The following is a 16,107-nucleotide window of genomic DNA, read 5'->3' on the forward strand; positions in this document are numbered from 1 at the left end:
GATTTTGGCGATCAGTTGTTGTAGAGATCGATGATGGCACTGCCTGCGACGCCCTTGTTCTTACTCATGTCGTTGCGCGCCTGCTCGATCTTGTGCAGATAGACATCGTCGATATCGCCGGTCACATATTTGCCATCGAATACCGCGCAATCGAAATTCTCTATCTTGACCTTACCACCGCCGACGGCGTCGATCAGATCAGGGAGATCCTGATAGATCAGCCAGTCGGCGCCGATCAACTCTGCAACCTCTTCGGTACTGCGGTTGTGCGCAATGAGTTCGTGCGCGCTGGGCATGTCGATGCCATAGACGTTCGGGTAACGGACAGCAGGCGCGGCGGAACAGAAATAAACGTTCCTCGCCCCGGCTTCGCGAGCCATCTGAATGATCTGCTTGCAGGTCGTGCCGCGGACGATGGAGTCATCCACCAGCATGACGTTCTTGCCACGGAACTCAAGATCGATGGCATTGAGCTTCTGCCGCACGGATTTCTTGCGTGCTGCCTGGCCCGGCATGATGAAGGTTCGGCCGATGTAGCGATTCTTGACGAAACCTTCGCGGAACTTCACACCCAGGCGGTTAGCCAGCTCCAGCGCCGCCGTGCGGCTGGTGTCCGGAATCGGGATGACGACGTCGATGTCGTGATCCGGGCGCTCGCGCAGAATCTTGTCCGCCAGCTTCTCACCCATGCGCAGGCGCGCCTTGTACACCGAAACGCCGTCCATCAGGGAGTCGGAGCGCGCCAGATAAACGTGCTCGAAAATGCAGGGGGCATAATGAGGATTCGGTGCGCACTGACGGGTGTGAAGCTTGCCATCTGCCGTGATGTAAACCGCTTCGCCCGGTGCCAGATCGCGGATCAGCGAAAAGCCCAGTACGTCCAGCGCGACGCTTTCAGAGGCGATCATGTATTCGACGCCCTGGTCGGTGTGGCGCTGGCCGAAGACGATTGGGCGAATGGCGTGAGGATCGCGGAAGCCGACGATGCCGTATCCGGTCACCATGGCCACTACCGCATACCCACCCACGCAGCGCTCATGGACCTTGGCCACCGCAGCGAATACATCCTCCTCGGTGGGCTGCAGCTTGCCTCGTACGGCCAGCTCGTGTGCGAACACGTTGAGCAGCACCTCCGAATCGGAATTGGTATTCACATGACGTAGGTCGGACTCGTAGATTTCCTTGGTCAACTGGTCGACGTTGGTCAGGTTGCCATTATGAGCGAGGGTGATGCCATAGGGCGAGTTCACGTAGAACGGCTGAGCCTCCGCAGAGCTCGAGCTGCCGGCGGTTGGGTACCGTACGTGGCCAATACCCATGTTGCCGACCAGACGCTGCATGTGGCGCTGCTGGAAGACGTCGCGAACCAACCCGTTGTCCTTGCGCAGGAACAGCTTGCCGCCGTCGCTGGTCACGATTCCGGCTGCATCCTGCCCACGGTGTTGCAGTACGGTAAGCGCGTCATACAACGCTTGATTGACGTTCGACTTACCGACGATGCCGACAATGCCACACATGCAAGGAACCTCTCAGTTATTACAGGCTGATCCGGACATGCCACAGGCCTGAAAGCCTTGAGCGCGCCCGTTGTAAAAATGCTCGTCTCAGCCTGAGGCGTCGAGCGAGCCGGCCACCCACTGGCTTCCAAACCCAAGGATCAGGTTCTTCGACCAGTCGGCAACCAACAAAAAATGCGGTAGCAGTGTCGACTCGCGCCACCATGGGTCCTGCTGTACTGGCGCAAGGCTAAGGAGCCCCACCAGCACCACGATCAGCAACCCGCCTCGGGCCGCACCGAACACCATTCCGAGAAAGCGATCCGTGCCGGACAGGCCGGTTACTCGAACCAGCTCACCGATGAGGAAATTGATCAGTGCGCCTACCAGTAAGGTCACGACGAACAGAATCACGCATGCTGCGATGACTTGAAAGGAAGGAGTGCTAATGAATTCGGCAAGATGATGTGACAGCGCACCACCGAACATCCAGGCAACGACACCAGCAATAATCCAGGTGAGCAGGGAAAGCGCTTCCTTGACGAAACCGCGCTTCAAGCTGATCAGGCTGGAGATGACCACAACGGCGATAAACGCCCAATCGACCCAGGTGAGCGTCACGGGGTTTCCTGCAAAGGAGAAAGGCGGCGTATTTTAGCAGAGCACCTGCCAAGGAGTAAGCACCACGAGCTTGCTCTTGCCCGCAGCCGGCTGAGCCACCATCAGGTAAGCCAGCCGGATGCCGATGCGCAGCGGCTTCAGCCCTGTTCGGGCTTGAAGCGCACAACGAACCCGTTCAGTTTCTGTTGTCGCTGCAGCTGATCACGCAAGCGATTGGCTTCCGCCCGCTCCACCAACGGCCCGACGAACACACGATTCATCCCGTCCGCGGTGCGTATATAGGCGTTATAGCCCTGTGTTCGCAGCGTTTGCTGCAGCTTGTCAGCGTTCTCGCGACTGGACAAACTGGCCAGCTGCACCGACCAGCTAACCGGAAGGTTCGCGGTATCCAGGCGTTTTTCTTCTGATGTGGCCGGCGCGGATACTGGAGCCTGGACGGTTGTCGGCTCAGCCGCTACTGGAGGCGTTGGCTGCGGCTCAACAGGGGCCGGACTGATGGGGGCCGCTGGAGCCTCAGACTCGGCTGTGGGCCCCGCCTCGTCGATGATTTCAAATTCTTCAGGAAAGGGCTCGACCTGCGGATCCGGGACATCGACAGGCCGTGTCTCGATCGCAGGCACAGCGGGTGCTTCGGGCATTTGCGGCGCATCCACGGCAACCTGTTGGTCAGCATCGTCACGATTGAAAAGCATCGGAACGAATATCACTGCCAGCGCAACAAGCACCAGAGCACCGACGATACGCTGAACTAAACCTCTATCCACCAAGACTATGCCCTCCACCCGTTGCGTGTCGCTCAAGCCAGGCCAACGCCTCAGCCACGCAATAAAAAGATCCGAACAGCAATATCTCGTCCCCCTCTGCAGCCTGATCACACTGCTGTTCGAGTGCCTGAGATATTCCAGGGTAGATAGTGACGATCGCGCCCCGTTCCATCAATGACGAACTCAGCTCGGCTGCAGAGCGCGAACGAGGCGTCGCTAATGGCGCAACCGCCCAAGTATCGACGACCGGCCGCAATTCGTCGATCACGCCGGACAGGTCTTTGTCAGCCAACAAGCCGAACACCGCCAGTCGGCGACCGGATTTCGGCTGCTGTCGGAGTTGTGTGGCCAAATAGGCGGCCGCGTGGGGGTTGTGCCCGACATCGAGCAGTATCACCAGCTCTCGGCCCTTCCAGCGAACCGTCCGCCGATCCAGACGCCCAGTAACACGCGTATTCCGCAACGCTTCGATGAGCGACTCCGAGCTCCAGGACGGCTCGATCAATGCAAACGCCTGCAATGCCAGCGCGGCGTTTTCCAGCGGCAAACTAAGCATTGGCAGATTTCGCAATTCCAACGCGTTCCCGGCCCCGTCTTTACCCTGCCAGTGCCAACAGGTGGCTTCTCTCACCAGATCGAAGTCGCACCCGCGCACCAACAACGGCACGGCGGACTGATTGGCGTGTTCCAGCATCGATTCTGGTGGTGAAGGATCACCGCATACGGCGGGTTTGGAGGAGCGAAATATCCCAGACTTTTCAAACGCCACGCTCTCGCGCGTGAACCCTAACCATTCGGCATGATCCAAACCGATATTGGTGACCACCGCAACATTGGCATCGATCAGGTTTACCGCGTCGAGACGCCCGCCCAGACCGACCTCCAGCACCACGGCATCCAGTGCCTCGCGCTCGAAAAGCCAGAACGCGGCCAGCGTACCCATCTCAAAATAGGTCAGGGAGACCGAGCCACGTGCGCGCTCGACCGCCTCGAAAGCTTCGCATAGCGCATCGTCGCTGACATCAGCTCCATTGAGGCGCACACGCTCGTTGTAACGCAACAGGTGCGGTGAGCTGTAAACGCCCACCGTCTTGCCCTGCCCCGCCAGCATCTTGGCAATGAAGGCGCAGGTCGAGCCTTTACCGTTTGTGCCTGTGACGGTAACGACCTGAGGAGCCGGACGTGTGAGTCCAAGTCTTGTCGCCACCGCGCGGCAGCGATCAAGCCCCATATCGATGGCGGTAGGGTGCAGCTGCTCGAGATACTCGAGCCAGTCCTGCAGACGCCGCCGAGTCATGCGTCCGCCGTCACCAGAGCCGGCTCCGCAGGAGTCGGTAGTTGTTGCAGCTGAGCAAGAAGACGCGATATGCGAGCACGCAACTCGGCGCGCGGGATGATCAGGTCGATGGCGCCGTGGTCCAGCAGGAACTCACTGCGCTGGAACCCTTCTGGGAGCTTCTCACGTACCGTCTGCTCGATCACGCGTGGACCCGCAAAGCCAATCAGTGCCTTGGGCTCGGCGACGATGACGTCGCCCAGCATGGCCAGACTCGCGGATACGCCGCCATAAACCGGATCGGTCAGAACGGAAATGAACGGCACCCCCTCCTCGCGCATCCGGGCCAGCACCGCGGAAGTTTTGGCCATCTGCATGAGCGAAATCAGTGCCTCCTGCATCCGGGCCCCACCGGACGCGGCGAAGCAGACCAGAGGGCAACGCTGCTCGAGCGCGGCATTGGCGGCGCGAACGAAACGCTCTCCGACAATAGCCCCCATGGACCCGCCCATAAAGGAGAATTCGAATGCGCAGGCCACGACCGGCATACGCATCAATGTCCCGCTCATGGCAATCAATGCATCCTTTTCGCCCGTCTGCTTCTGGGCAGCGGAGAGACGATCTTTATACTTCTTGCTATCGCGAAACTTCAAGCGGTCAACAGGCTCGAGATCGGCGGCGATCTCTTCGCGCCCTTCGTTGTCGAGAAAGATATCCAGACGAGTTCGCGCGTCGATACGCATGTGATGCTGACATTTCGGGCAGACATCCAGCGTTTTCTCCAGCTCCGGGCGATACAGGACCGCCTCGCACGACGGACACTTGTGCCACAGGCCTTCGGGCACCGAGCTTTTCTGCGTTTCCGAGCGCATGATCGAAGGGATCAGCTTGTCTACCAGCCAGTTGCTCATGCTTTTATTCTCCACAGCTTGTCAGTCCCGCGCGTAACGACTGCACGCACCGGCAAATTTATCGTTGCGACCGGCCTCCGGTCGGAGCTCCCCGCGTCGCGTAGGCGATAGCCCAAAAGGGGCGCTGTCGCTGAAATCTGGCGCACCATCCATTAACGGGCGCAACAATGGTGGGTCCGCCAACCCAGCGAATGGTAACTGGACGGCAATCACTCTCGGTTCGTCACATCGTCGCCCGCACCAGCCGAACGAACTCCCGCACGCTCTCGGCATCCTTGATGCCCTTGCTTGCCTCCACCCCACCGCTGACATCGACGGCGAACGGCCGTACTTCGGCCAGCGCCTGTTGAACGTTCCGGGGGGTTAGCCCGCCAGCAAGTATCAGCGGCTTGGGCAGATCGGCGGGAATCAACGACCAGTCGAATACTTCGCCCGTCCCTCCTGGAACACCTGCAACGAAGGTATCGAGCAGAATAGCGCTTGCTCCAACATAGCGGGTAGCCTGCGCCCGGATGTCCTCGCCCGGCAGAACCCTGAGCGCCTTGTACCATGGGCGGTGAAAACCCTCGCAATCAGTCGGTGTTTCGTCACCGTGAAACTGCAGCATATCCAGCGGAACGGCATCGAGTATTTCGTTGAGCTCGCAACGCGATGCGTTGACGAACAAGCCCACAGTCGTGACGAAAGGAGGCAGCGCGGCGATAATCGCCCGCGCCTGCGAAATACTTACCGCCCGCGGGCTTTTGGCGTAAAACACCAGACCGATAGCGTCCGCACCAGCAGCGGCAGCAACAAGCGCGTCCTCGATACGCGTGATTCCACATATCTTGCTACGAACGATAGGCAACGGCAGGCACCTGTGAGGGAAGACGCTGGATGGTAACAAAAGCGCCGAAGGCTGCAACCCGCATCGGTCTACCAGACGATATCCAGAACGATGCTTTCCCGCCCGCCGCAACCACTCGATTTTGGGACACTACGTCAGCTGACTTCGAACATCCGGCAAACCAGACAGAAAATGCGGTCCGAGATAGCGTTCAGGCAATTGGAAATGCTCTGGATAATCCACTTGGACCAGATACAGGCCATACGGATGCGCCGTCACTCCGCCAGTTCGCCTGATCCGTGATTCCAGCACTTCTCTGGCCCACTCCACCGGTCGCTCGCCCGCGCCGATGGTCATCAACACGCCAGCGAAGTTTCGCACCATATGATGCAGAAAAGCGTTGGCGCGAACGTCAATCACGATGAGCCGGCCGTATTCGAGCAACTCCAGATGATGGATCGTCTTGATCGGGGACTTCGCTTGGCACTGACGCGCCCGAAACGCACTGAAGTCGTGGGTCCCGACGAAAGCCTTGGCCGCTTCGCGCATCAGCGCGACATTCAGCGGGCGGTGGTTCCAGGTCACCTCTTCAGCAAGGTGCGCGGGGCGAATCTGGTCGTTGTAAATCACGTAGCGATAGCGACGGGCCATAGCGCTGAAGCGCGCATCGAAAGTCTTCGGCATCTCTTTGGCCCAGGTCACGCTGATATCGCCCGGCAGGTTCATGTTCGCACCCATGACCCAGGCGTGCATGGAACGCGTCACAGGCGTGTCGAAATGCACCACCTGGCCGCAAGCATGAACGAGCGCATCGGTACGCCCGGCACAACTCAGCACGACGGGATGACCGCCAGCAACTTTGCTCAATGCCTTTTCCAGGGAAAGCTGAACGGACGGCACGCCGTCGCGCTGACGCTGGAACCCGCGATAACGGGAACCTTTGTATTCGACTCCGAGGGCGATTCTGAAAACGTCAACGGCAGCCGATGGGGCTGCCGCTTCAGATACTGCTTCAGTCATGGTCAGGCTAGTTTGGCGAGCATCTCGCGCGCCTCTTGCTGCTGAGTGTCGCTCCCCTCGCTCATGACTTCATCGAGTATGTCCCGAGCACCTTCCGCATCCCCCATGTCGATGTAGGCGCGAGCAAGGTCCAGCTTTGTAGTGGTTTCATCGGTATCGGAGAAGAAATCGAAATCATCGTCCACGGCCTCTGATGCCGGATCGACAGGCGCGACCATCGCTGCGAGCGGCTCGGGCTGATCAAGCGGCTCAACGTCTCGCGACAGGTCTTCAAGCTCGGCCTCGACTTCATCCAGTTCTGACGAAAAACGCTCAGGAGTAGCGTCCTCGGTAGCCTCGTCAGCCAGCGATAGATCGAACTCATCAGGCATGTCAGCGGGCTGCACAGAGTCGGAAAGTTCGAAATCAAAATCATCGACCGACTCGAGGGTATCGGACTTCGATGGTTCGTCTTCGAGGTCCGAGATCAATTCGTCATTACGAGGGCTGGTCGCTGGCTGATCATCGAGATCGAGCGAGAAGCCGGCCAGCTCGTCCTCAAGGGAAACCTCGTCCGACTTGGACGGTTCGTTCAGATCGAAAGAGAAGTCGTCTGCGCCTTGTTCCTGAGTCGCAGTTTCGAGACTGAGCTCGTCGAAATTGAGTTCGTCGAGCTCTGCTGTGGCAGCGTTAGTCGGCGCCGCTGTGCCAGCGAGGTCGTCGTCCAATTCGAGGTCGTCCAGGCTCAGATCAAAACTGCCGTCCGTGCGCTGTTCTGCTGCAGGTGCAGGCTCCTCAAGCTCGAGGTCGTCCAGGCTGAAATTGTCGAAATCATCGGTACTCGCCGAGGCCGCTGCTGCCGCACCAGCGCCCGTTGCGGTGACCATCGCTGGGTATCTGGCCTTGGTCTGCTCTATCGCCGCGGTAGAGCCGCCAATATCACGCAGTTCCGCTTCCTGCCGAGCGAAGCCATCACGATCTCCGAGTTCGGCATAGACTTCCATAAGCTTCAGACGAAGATCGCTGCGCTGAGGCTCATCGTTCAGTGCGTTCTGCAGCAGGTCGGCAGCCTGATTGAAACGACCATATGCGATATAAATATCGGCCTCGGCAAGCGGATCGTTGCCAGCGGCAGCAAGCGAACCCTCGGAATGCCCATCGGCATCCTGCTCAGCGCCGTGGCCGACCGATTCGACATCCGATGAGTCGATATCCGGCTGCGCGACGTAAAACGCGTCCGGGGCGTCATCAGCCAGCAGACTTTCCTGCAGTTCGGCCTCTTTCATGGCGTTGCGGCGAGACAGTGCCATCAGCCCCACCAACAACAGCAACAGCGCACTGCCACCTAAAACGCCGAGCAGAACAGGATTTCCCAACAACTCATCGACGTAGCTATCGCTGTCAGACGTCTGCGCAACTGCAGCCGGTGCCGCAGGAGCTGCTGCAACAGCAGGCGGCTGAGCGTCCGGCTTCTGTGGAGCCGCTGCTTCGCTCAGAGGTGCCGGCGACGCCGAATCGTCAGCTTCTGTTTCGGTATTCGTCTCAGGCGCAACTCCAGTCGCTTCCGGAGTAACGGCCTCGTTTGATTCAAGCTCATCGGCCGAAGGGTTTGCAGGCGCCTCGGTGTCTGCTCCAGGCTCCGCTCCAGTCGCCAACTGAGCCTGCAATTTGGCAAGCTGATCATCCTTGAGTTGCATCAGGCGTTGCAGCTTATCCAACTGACTCTGCAGGTCGTTGAGGCGATCCTTGAGGTCCAGGTTCTCACGACGACTGGAATCGAGGCTTTCCTCGGTAACAGAAAGCTTGTCGCGCAATGCCGACGCGTCATCCCCGGTGCCGGCATCGCTACCAGTGGTGGATTTACCGGTTTCCGGCGCAACCAGCCGCAGATTATCGCCTTGATCACTTCGAGAGGGTGCGGCACCTGCCGAACCACGCTGGGTGGCGTCGAGCTGACGAGCGCCTGCAGCAGCTGAGCCAGTAGGCTGACGCCAGCTGGCGTTCTGTTGGGCAACCTGCTGAATAGCCTCGGCTTGCGAACGACTGCCAATCTGCTCGGCGTTCGGTAAGCGCAGCACTTGACCATTCTTCATTCGATTGATATTGCCGCCGATGAACGCGTCAGGGTTCAGATCCTGAATGGCGAGCATGGTCTGATGCACGGTGCCGCCCTGACGTGTGCGCTCAGCGATTTCCCAGAGAGTGTCGTTGGGCGTGACCTTGTATCCCTCGCCTTGCTGCCCGGACAGACTGGAGGATACCGGAGCAGACGGGCTTGCCGGCCGCGGCGTCGAGGCGGGACGAGAAGCAGGAGCTGCAATCGGTAGCTGAGGTGCAACGGCGGCAGCGATCTCCGGCGAATACAACGGAGGATCCAGCAGCAAGGTGTATTCGCGAAGGAGACGGCCACTGGGCCAGAGCACTTCAATGAGGAAATTCAGATAGGGTTCGCGAACCGGCTTGGTCGACGATACCCGAATAACGCTTTTACCGTCTGGGCGCAGGATTGGGGTAAACGTAAGGTCCGTCAGAAAATATTGGCGGTCGACACCTGCCCGATTGAAATCTGCAGCGGATGCCAGAACCGGAACCACCTCACCCGGCGCCAGCGTCTTCGCGTCCAACAATTCGATTTCAGCCACTAGCGGTTGATTCAGCGCGGACTTCAGCGTGACCTCTCCCAGCCCCAGCGCGTAAGCCATTTCGGAAGTCAGCGCGGTAGCAGCCGCGATTGCCAGCACCAGATTGCGAACCCGAACCATTGTGTAAATCCTTGTTTTTTAACTTTTCTCGGATCTTCGAGAGGGTCTTATAGTCACTGCCTGCCCCGCCAGGTGGCGGTTCCCCCGTCAGCGATAAGCCTAAACAGCATGTTAGCTAGAATAGTTCTTCGAATTTCCAGTAAGTATCTTTTACAGATAGTGTTTTATCAACAACCCACCAGACCGTGCGGCATTGCCTGTCGCGCCTTTTCGCACGTTATCAGACACAATCCACAAATTAGCTGCGCATGCCAAAGGCAAGTCGCCGCGTGGGCATTGATCCATCCCACGCACCAGCCTCGCCCATTCGCTTATAAACCGCAGCCCATCCCGCCTGAGGTCCAGTCCGCTGAACAGGACTTGTGAACTGCATCGGCCGGAACGGCCGTCACTGTAGCCCAAACCGCTCGTCACGCAGCGCAATTGAGGCTTAACCCGACGAACCGCGCCACGCAGAGCGTCGCTTTCGTCGCCGCAAGGTCATGCAAACCGAGCGGTTTTCTATATCCATAAAAAAAAGCGCCGCGGCTGTACCGGGGCGCTTCTGTCCAACTTTTTATAGGTTTATCGTTCTAGAAGGATGCGCAGCATGCGGCGCAGTGGCTCGGCAGCCCCCCAAAGCAGTTGATCCCCGACCGTGAACGCTCCTAGGTAATGGGAACCCATATTCAGTTTGCGCAGGCGGCCTACCGGTACACTCAGGGTGCCAGTCACGGAGGTCGGACTCAGCTCCTGCATACTCGCGTCACGATGGTTCGGGACGAGCTTCACCCAAGGATTGTGCTGACTGATCATGCCTTCGATATCCGAGATGGGCACATCCTTGTTTAGCTTGATGGTCAGCGCCTGGCTGTGGCAGCGCATTGCGCCGACACGGACACAGATGCCATCTACCGGTATCGGACTCTTGAAGCGGCCCAGAATCTTGTTGGTTTCGGCCTGCGCCTTCCATTCTTCGCGGCTCTGGCCGTTTGGCAGCTCCTTGTCGATATAGGGAATCAGGCTACCGGCCAGCGGAACGCCGAAATTATCAACCGGGAAGGTTTCGGAGCGCTGACACTCAGCGACCTTGCGATCGATTTCCAGGATAGCGCTGGCCGGATCGGCGAGCTCACTGGCGACCGACGCATTGATGCTGCCCATCTGTTTGATCAGCTCGCGCATGTTCTGCGCGCCGGCACCTGAGGCAGCCTGATAGGTCATGGCACTCATCCAATCGACCAAGCCATGCTCGAACAGGCCACCAAGGCCCATCAGCATCAAACTGACGGTGCAGTTGCCACCGATATAGTTGAGGATGCCCGCGTCCAGCTGATGGTCGATGACCTTGCGGTTGACCGGATCGAGTACGATCACGGCATCATCGTGCATGCGCAGCGTCGAAGCCGCATCGATCCAGTATCCTTTCCAGCCCGCTTCGCGCAGCTTCGGGAAGACTTCGCTGGTGTAGTCGCCACCCTGACAGGTAAGAATCACGTCGAGCGTCTTCAGTTCATCGACGCTATAGGCGTCTTTGAGCGGCGCGGTTTCCTTGCCGATCGAAGGGCCCTGACCGCCTACGTTGGAAGTGGTAAAGAACACTGGCTCGATCAGGTCGAAATCCCGCTCCTCCAGCATCCGCTGCATGAGCACGGAACCGACCATGCCGCGCCAACCGATCAGACCTACACGTTTCATCGCAACTACACCTATATATATGTGGCCCATCTGTCAGGCCGTCGATAACGAAATGCGCTTTCGGGTTCCAAGCGAGCACGCTGTGTCCTGAACAGCAGCGCCTCCGCCGTTACTCGGCGTGTCCGCCTAGCCGTTGCCCGCAAGCTCTGTCAACGGCCGGTGCAATGGGACCAGAGAGATTACAACTTCGACAGCGCCGCGACTACCGCGTCACCCATCGCTCGCGTATTGGCCTTCTCGCATCCTTCGGACCAGATGTCGCCGGTGCGCAAGCCTTCGTCTAGCACATTGCTGACGGCCTGCTCGATCGCATCCGCCGCCGCGATCTGGTTGAAGCTGTAGCGCAGCATCATCGAAACCGAGAGGATGGTCGCCAGCGGATTGGCGATGCCCTTGCCCGCGATATCCGGCGCCGAACCATGGCAGGGCTCGTACATGCCCTTGTTGTTCGAATCGAGTGAAGCAGACGGCAGCATGCCGATCGAACCGGTCAGCATGGAAGCCTCGTCCGACAGAATGTCGCCGAACATATTGTCGGTGACGATCACGTCGAACTGCTTAGGCGCGCGCACCAGTTGCATCGCCGCGTTGTCGACGTACATGTGGCTGAGCTCGACCTGCGGATAGTCCTTGGCAACCTCTTCCACCACGGCGCGCCACAGCTGACTGGACGCCAGCACGTTGGCCTTGTCCACCGAGCAGAGCTTCTTGCCCCGCACGCGAGCCATATCGAAACCAACCTTGGCGATCCGGCGAATTTCGCTTTCGCTGTAAGGCAGCGTATCGAATGCCATACGCTCACCATTTTTTAGTACCTTGCTCTCGCGTGGCTGGCCGAAATAGATGCCACCGGTCAGTTCGCGAACGATGAGGATATCCAGACCTGCCACGATTTCCGGCTTCAGGCTCGAGGCTTCAGCCAGCTGAGGATATAACAACGCCGGACGCAGATTGCCAAACAGACCCAGCTGCGAGCGGATCTTCAGCAGTCCGCGCTCGGGGCGGATAGCCGGGTCAATGGTGTCCCACTTCGGCCCGCCTACAGCGCCAAGCAGAATGGCATCGGCGGCCCGGGCGCGCTCCAGGGTTTCGTCGGCCAGCGGCACACCGTACTTGTCGATCGCCGCGCCGCCCAGTTCGTCGTAGCTCAGCTGCAAGTCGAGCTGAAACTTGTCATTGGCCAGCTGCAGTACCTTGACCGCTTCAGCCATGATTTCCGGACCGATACCATCGCCGGGAAGAATCAGAATCTGTTTACTCATCGTGTTTTCTCGAGTTGTTCGGTGAGGCGGTCGCCATCGCGACCACCTGGAATCATTGAGGGTACCGGCTGACCGTACATAGCTTTGATGCGTCTATCCTGCTCGTCGGCAGAGAAAGCCTCCCAAACCAGGTCGTTGACATCCGTCTCGCTAGTGAAACCTTGCGCCCCATCGTCCTCGAAGCCGACGTGGCGCAGCTGGCCGCCATGTCCCGGCTGCTGGTTGATAGAGAAGTTCAGTTGATCGGTGCGCCACATGGCGTACCGGCCGGGAACCACCACATCAGCCGGCTGACCTAACCGGCGGTTATAGTCGGCAATTGAATCATCAAGGTCATCCACCGCTAGGGCGATATGAAAACGTTTCATCGTCACCCTCTCACTTGATCGCGCCGAACAGCCAGGGCTGGCTCTGTTGATGCCGAATCTCGAAGGCCTTGATGGCATCCGCGTCCTGCAGCGTGAGGCCGATATCGTCCAGGCCATTGAGCAGGCAATGCTTGCGGAACGCATCGACCTCGAAACCGTATTGTTTGCCATCAGGACGGGTGACTGTCTGTGCGGCCAGATCCACGGTGAGCTGGTAACCCTCGGCGGCCTCGGCCTGCTCGAACAGTTCGTCGACCTCTTCTTCCTTCAGCACGATCGGCAGCAGGCCGTTCTTGAAGCTGTTGTTGTAGAAGATGTCGGCAAAGCTCGGCGCGATGATCGTGCGGAAGCCGTACTCTTCGAGCGCCCAGGGCGCATGCTCCCGGGAAGAACCACAGCCGAAGTTTTCACGCGCGAGCAGGACGCTGGCGCCCTGGTAGCGAGGAAAATTCAATACGAATTCGTGGTTCACCGGACGATTCACGCAATCCTGGTTGGGCTGCCCCACATCCAGATAGCGCCACTCGTCGAACAGATTCTGGCCGAAGCCGGTACGCTTGATCGACTTAAGAAACTGCTTCGGAATGATCTGGTCGGTATCGACGTTGGCGCGATCGAGTGGCGCGACGAGACCGGTGTGCTGGGTGAATGCCTTCATGTCGTTCTCCTCAGGCCTGGATCAATTCACGAACATCGACGAAACGACCGGTCACCGCGGCGGCGGCAGCCATCGCTGGGCTCACCAGATGAGTCCGACCGCCAGCACCTTGCCGTCCTTCGAAGTTGCGGTTGGAGGTGGATGCGCAATGTTCGCCGCTGCCCAGCTTGTCGGGATTCATCGCCAGACACATGGAGCAGCCGGGCTCGCGCCATTCGAAACCGGCTTCAAGAAAAATCTTGTCCAGCCCTTCCGCCTCGGCCTGTTGCTTGACCAGCCCGGAACCCGGCACGACCATCGCCTGCTTCACTGTAGTCGCCACTTTTCGGCCCTTGGCCACTTCGGCAGCGGCGCGCAGGTCTTCGATACGCGAGTTGGTGCAAGAACCAATGAAGACGCGGTCGAGCTGGATATCGGTGATCGGCTGATTGGCGCGCAGCCCCATGTATTTCAGCGCGCGGGATATGGAATCACGCTTGACCGGATCAGCCTCGGCCGCCGGATCAGGCACACTCTGGTCGACTGCCAGAACCATCTCGGGCGAGGTTCCCCAACTGACCTGCGGTTTGATTTCCTCGGCGTTCAACTCGACGACTGTGTCGAATACCGCGTCGTCGTCAGATACCAGACCTTTCCAGAGCTCGACGGCCTTGTCCCAATCGGCGCCCTTGGGGGCGAACGGGCGACCTTCAACATAAGCGATAGTCTTCTCATCCGCGGCCACCATGCCCACGCGTGCGCCGGCCTCGATGGACATGTTGCAGATGGTCATGCGGCCTTCCATCGACAGATCCCGAATCGCACTACCCGCGAATTCCAGCGCATGGCCGTTGCCGCCGGCGGTGCCGATCTTGCCGATCACCGCCAGGACGATGTCCTTGGCGGTCACGCCGAAGGACAACTTGCCTTCGACACGCACTTGCATGTTCTTCATCTTTTTGGCGACCAAGCACTGGGTCGCGAGTACATGCTCGACCTCTGAAGTGCCGATGCCATGCGCCAGCGCGGCAAATGCGCCGTGAGTGGAGGTATGCGAGTCGCCACAGACCACCGTCATCCCCGGCAAGGTTGCGCCCTGCTCCGGACCGATGACATGCACGATGCCCTGTCGAACATCGTTCATCTTGAATTCGAGGATGCCGAAGTCATCGCAGTTCTCGTCCAACGTTTGTACCTGGATACGCGAAACTTCGTCTGCGATGGCTTCCAGGCCCCCCAGACGTTCGCCTTTAGTGGTCGGCACGTTGTGATCCGGAGTTGCGATATTGGCGTCGATGCGCCATGGCTTGCGATTAGCCAGACGCAGCCCCTCGAAGGCCTGCGGCGAGGTCACCTCGTGAAGAATATGGCGGTCGATGTAAATCAGCGACGAGCCATCGTCACGACGCTTGACCTCATGCATTTCCCAGAGCTTGTCGTAGAGCGTTTTGCCGGCCATCAGACTTTCCTCATCAGTGCGTTGGGCTAAAGCCCTTTTGCTTTATGAGGTTGATGCTAGGGGGTTGCATCGAATTACTCAAATTCATATTTTTCATCCAAAGCATTCCCTTCAGGAATAACGGTAGGCTGTCCTATCCAACCAATACGCGTCTTAGCCGACCGTGGGAGTTAAACCAGTGGACCTCGCCAACCTCAACGCCTTCCTTGCCATCGCCGAAACGGGGAGTTTCTCCATGGCCGCGGAGCGGCTGCATCTCACCCAACCAGCGGTGAGCAAGCGGCTGGCTGCACTGGAATCACAGCTGAACGTGCGCCTGTTCGATCGTATGGGGCGTGAGATCGGCCTCACCGAAGCCGGCAGAGCCTTACTTCCCCGGGCTTACCAGATTTTGAACGTGCTGGACGATACCCGCCGCGCGCTGACCAACCTCAACGGGGACGTCAGCGGACGGCTGAGCCTAGCAACCAGCCACCACATCGGTCTGCATCGCTTACCGCCGTTGCTGAGGGCCTTCACCCGCGCCTACCCACGCGTGAATCTCGATATCCGCTTCCTCGACTCGGAAATCGCCTATGAGGAAGTTCTGCACGGTCGCGCCGAACTCGCCGTGATTACCCTGGCACCACAAACGGCGGCCCCGATTCTGGCCAGCAAGGTCTGGGACGATCCGCTCGACTTCGTCGTTGCCCCCGAGCATCCGCTGGCACAAAAACGTGAAATCACGCTGGCGGACATCGCCGGCTATCCCGCGGTATTTCCAGGCGGTAACACTTTTACCCACCACATCGCTCGGCGGCTGTTCGAGCGCGAAGGCCTCACGCCAAATATTGCGATGAGCACCAACTACCTGGAGACGATCAAGATGATGGTGTCCATTGGCATCGCCTGGAGCGTACTGCCCCGTACCATGCTCGATGAGCAAGTGGTGCGTCTGCCGCTGACGGGGGTTCAGCTATCACGGCAACTCGGCTACATCACCCATACCGAACGCACCCTATCGAATGCAGCGAAAGCGTTCATGGCGTTATTGGATGCCGACTAACCGC

At 59.1% G+C, this 16,107-nt stretch carries 14 protein-coding genes and 1 pseudogene; 1 reads left to right on the forward strand and 14 read right to left on the reverse strand.

Going from position 1 to position 16,107, the window contains the following annotated elements; translation table 11 throughout:
* Positions 1–11 precede the first annotated feature (11 nt).
* From purF to leuC, 14 genes and pseudogenes are all read right to left on the reverse strand, one after another.
* Positions 12–1,517 carry an amidophosphoribosyltransferase gene (gene purF, locus CH92_RS13125; RefSeq protein WP_025242226.1) on the reverse strand — a complete coding sequence of 502 codons (1,506 nt, stop codon included), beginning with the start codon at positions 1,515–1,517 and terminating at the stop codon, positions 12–14.
* A gap of 87 nt (positions 1,518–1,604) precedes the next feature.
* The gene (locus tag CH92_RS13130; RefSeq protein WP_025242227.1) at positions 1,605–2,117 is read right to left on the reverse strand and encodes a CvpA family protein; all 513 of its coding nucleotides are present in this window, start codon (positions 2,115–2,117) and stop codon (positions 1,605–1,607) included.
* 137 nt (positions 2,118–2,254) lie between these two features.
* Positions 2,255–2,890 carry an SPOR domain-containing protein gene (locus CH92_RS13135; protein ID WP_025242228.1) on the reverse strand — a complete coding sequence of 212 codons (636 nt, stop codon included), beginning with the start codon at positions 2,888–2,890 and terminating at the stop codon, positions 2,255–2,257.
* On the reverse strand, positions 2,874–4,178 hold the full coding sequence (gene folC / locus CH92_RS13140) for a bifunctional tetrahydrofolate synthase/dihydrofolate synthase (RefSeq protein ID WP_025242229.1): 1,305 nt from the start codon (positions 4,176–4,178) through the stop codon (positions 2,874–2,876). The genes CH92_RS13135 and folC overlap by 17 nt, the downstream gene beginning before the upstream one ends.
* Entirely contained in the window at positions 4,175–5,068 is an 894-nt protein-coding gene (gene accD / locus CH92_RS13145) for an acetyl-CoA carboxylase, carboxyltransferase subunit beta (protein ID WP_025242230.1), read from the reverse strand. Before accD ends, folC begins: the two co-directional genes overlap by 4 nt.
* 223 nt (positions 5,069–5,291) lie before the next feature.
* Positions 5,292–5,915: a phosphoribosylanthranilate isomerase gene (locus tag CH92_RS13150; protein WP_025242231.1), complete on the reverse strand. Its 624-nt coding sequence runs from the start codon at positions 5,913–5,915 to the stop codon at positions 5,292–5,294.
* A 129-nt stretch (positions 5,916–6,044) separates the two neighbouring features.
* Positions 6,045–6,914: a tRNA pseudouridine(38-40) synthase TruA gene (gene truA / locus CH92_RS13155; protein WP_025242232.1), complete on the reverse strand. Its 870-nt coding sequence runs from the start codon at positions 6,912–6,914 to the stop codon at positions 6,045–6,047.
* Between the two features lie 2 nt (positions 6,915–6,916).
* Positions 6,917–9,655 carry a FimV/HubP family polar landmark protein gene (locus CH92_RS13160; protein ID WP_025242233.1) on the reverse strand — a complete coding sequence of 913 codons (2,739 nt, stop codon included), beginning with the start codon at positions 9,653–9,655 and terminating at the stop codon, positions 6,917–6,919.
* A 150-nt stretch (positions 9,656–9,805) separates the two neighbouring features.
* Positions 9,806–9,904, reverse strand: a pseudogene (locus tag CH92_RS21880) (aspartate-semialdehyde dehydrogenase); the annotation flags it as partial.
* Positions 9,905–10,219: 315 nt separating this feature from the next.
* Positions 10,220–11,332, reverse strand: a complete 1,113-nt coding sequence (gene asd, locus CH92_RS13165) for an aspartate-semialdehyde dehydrogenase (protein WP_025242234.1) — start codon at positions 11,330–11,332, stop codon at positions 10,220–10,222.
* Between the two features lie 179 nt (positions 11,333–11,511).
* Positions 11,512–12,594 (reverse strand): 3-isopropylmalate dehydrogenase, encoded by a 1,083-nt coding sequence (gene leuB, locus CH92_RS13170; RefSeq protein WP_025242235.1) that lies wholly within the window; start codon positions 12,592–12,594, stop codon positions 11,512–11,514.
* A complete protein-coding gene (locus CH92_RS13175; protein WP_025242236.1) occupies positions 12,591–12,962 on the reverse strand; it encodes a hypothetical protein in 372 nt (123 codons plus the stop codon). Before CH92_RS13175 ends, leuB begins: the two co-directional genes overlap by 4 nt.
* 10 nt (positions 12,963–12,972) lie before the next feature.
* Entirely contained in the window at positions 12,973–13,620 is a 648-nt protein-coding gene (leuD, locus tag CH92_RS13180; RefSeq protein ID WP_025242237.1) for a 3-isopropylmalate dehydratase small subunit, read from the reverse strand.
* A gap of 10 nt (positions 13,621–13,630) precedes the next feature.
* Positions 13,631–15,058 carry a 3-isopropylmalate dehydratase large subunit gene (gene leuC / locus CH92_RS13185; protein ID WP_025242238.1) on the reverse strand — a complete coding sequence of 476 codons (1,428 nt, stop codon included), beginning with the start codon at positions 15,056–15,058 and terminating at the stop codon, positions 13,631–13,633.
* Positions 15,059–15,236: 178 nt separating this feature from the next.
* On the opposite strand from leuC, the gene CH92_RS13190 reads away from it, so the two are divergent.
* Positions 15,237–16,103, forward strand: coding sequence for a LysR family transcriptional regulator (locus CH92_RS13190; protein ID WP_025242239.1), 867 nt, complete (start codon positions 15,237–15,239; stop codon positions 16,101–16,103).
* Positions 16,104–16,107: the final 4 nt, after the last annotated feature.

Origin of the sequence: Stutzerimonas stutzeri, assembly GCF_000590475.1 — a bacterium.
Lineage (GTDB): Bacteria > Pseudomonadota > Gammaproteobacteria > Pseudomonadales > Pseudomonadaceae > Stutzerimonas > Stutzerimonas stutzeri_D.

Excerpts from the sequence above, each read along its gene's own strand:
- CH92_RS13175 (WP_025242236.1), bottom strand. The coding sequence starts at position 12,962 with ATGAAACGTTTTCATATCGCCCTAGCGGTGGATGACCTTGATGATTCA.
- purF (WP_025242226.1), bottom strand. The coding sequence starts at position 1,517 with ATGTGTGGCATTGTCGGCATCGTCGGTAAGTCGAACGTCAATCAAGCG.
- leuB (WP_025242235.1), bottom strand. The coding sequence starts at position 12,594 with ATGAGTAAACAGATTCTGATTCTTCCCGGCGATGGTATCGGTCCGGAA.
- leuC (WP_025242238.1), bottom strand. The coding sequence starts at position 15,058 with ATGGCCGGCAAAACGCTCTACGACAAGCTCTGGGAAATGCATGAGGTC.
- CH92_RS13160 (WP_025242233.1), bottom strand. The coding sequence starts at position 9,655 with ATGGTTCGGGTTCGCAATCTGGTGCTGGCAATCGCGGCTGCTACCGCG.
- folC (WP_025242229.1), bottom strand. The coding sequence starts at position 4,178 with ATGACTCGGCGGCGTCTGCAGGACTGGCTCGAGTATCTCGAGCAGCTG.
- leuD (WP_025242237.1), bottom strand. The coding sequence starts at position 13,620 with ATGAAGGCATTCACCCAGCACACCGGTCTCGTCGCGCCACTCGATCGC.
- truA (WP_025242232.1), bottom strand. The coding sequence starts at position 6,914 with ATGACTGAAGCAGTATCTGAAGCGGCAGCCCCATCGGCTGCCGTTGAC.
- asd (WP_025242234.1), bottom strand. The coding sequence starts at position 11,332 with ATGAAACGTGTAGGTCTGATCGGTTGGCGCGGCATGGTCGGTTCCGTG.
- accD (WP_025242230.1), bottom strand. The coding sequence starts at position 5,068 with ATGAGCAACTGGCTGGTAGACAAGCTGATCCCTTCGATCATGCGCTCG.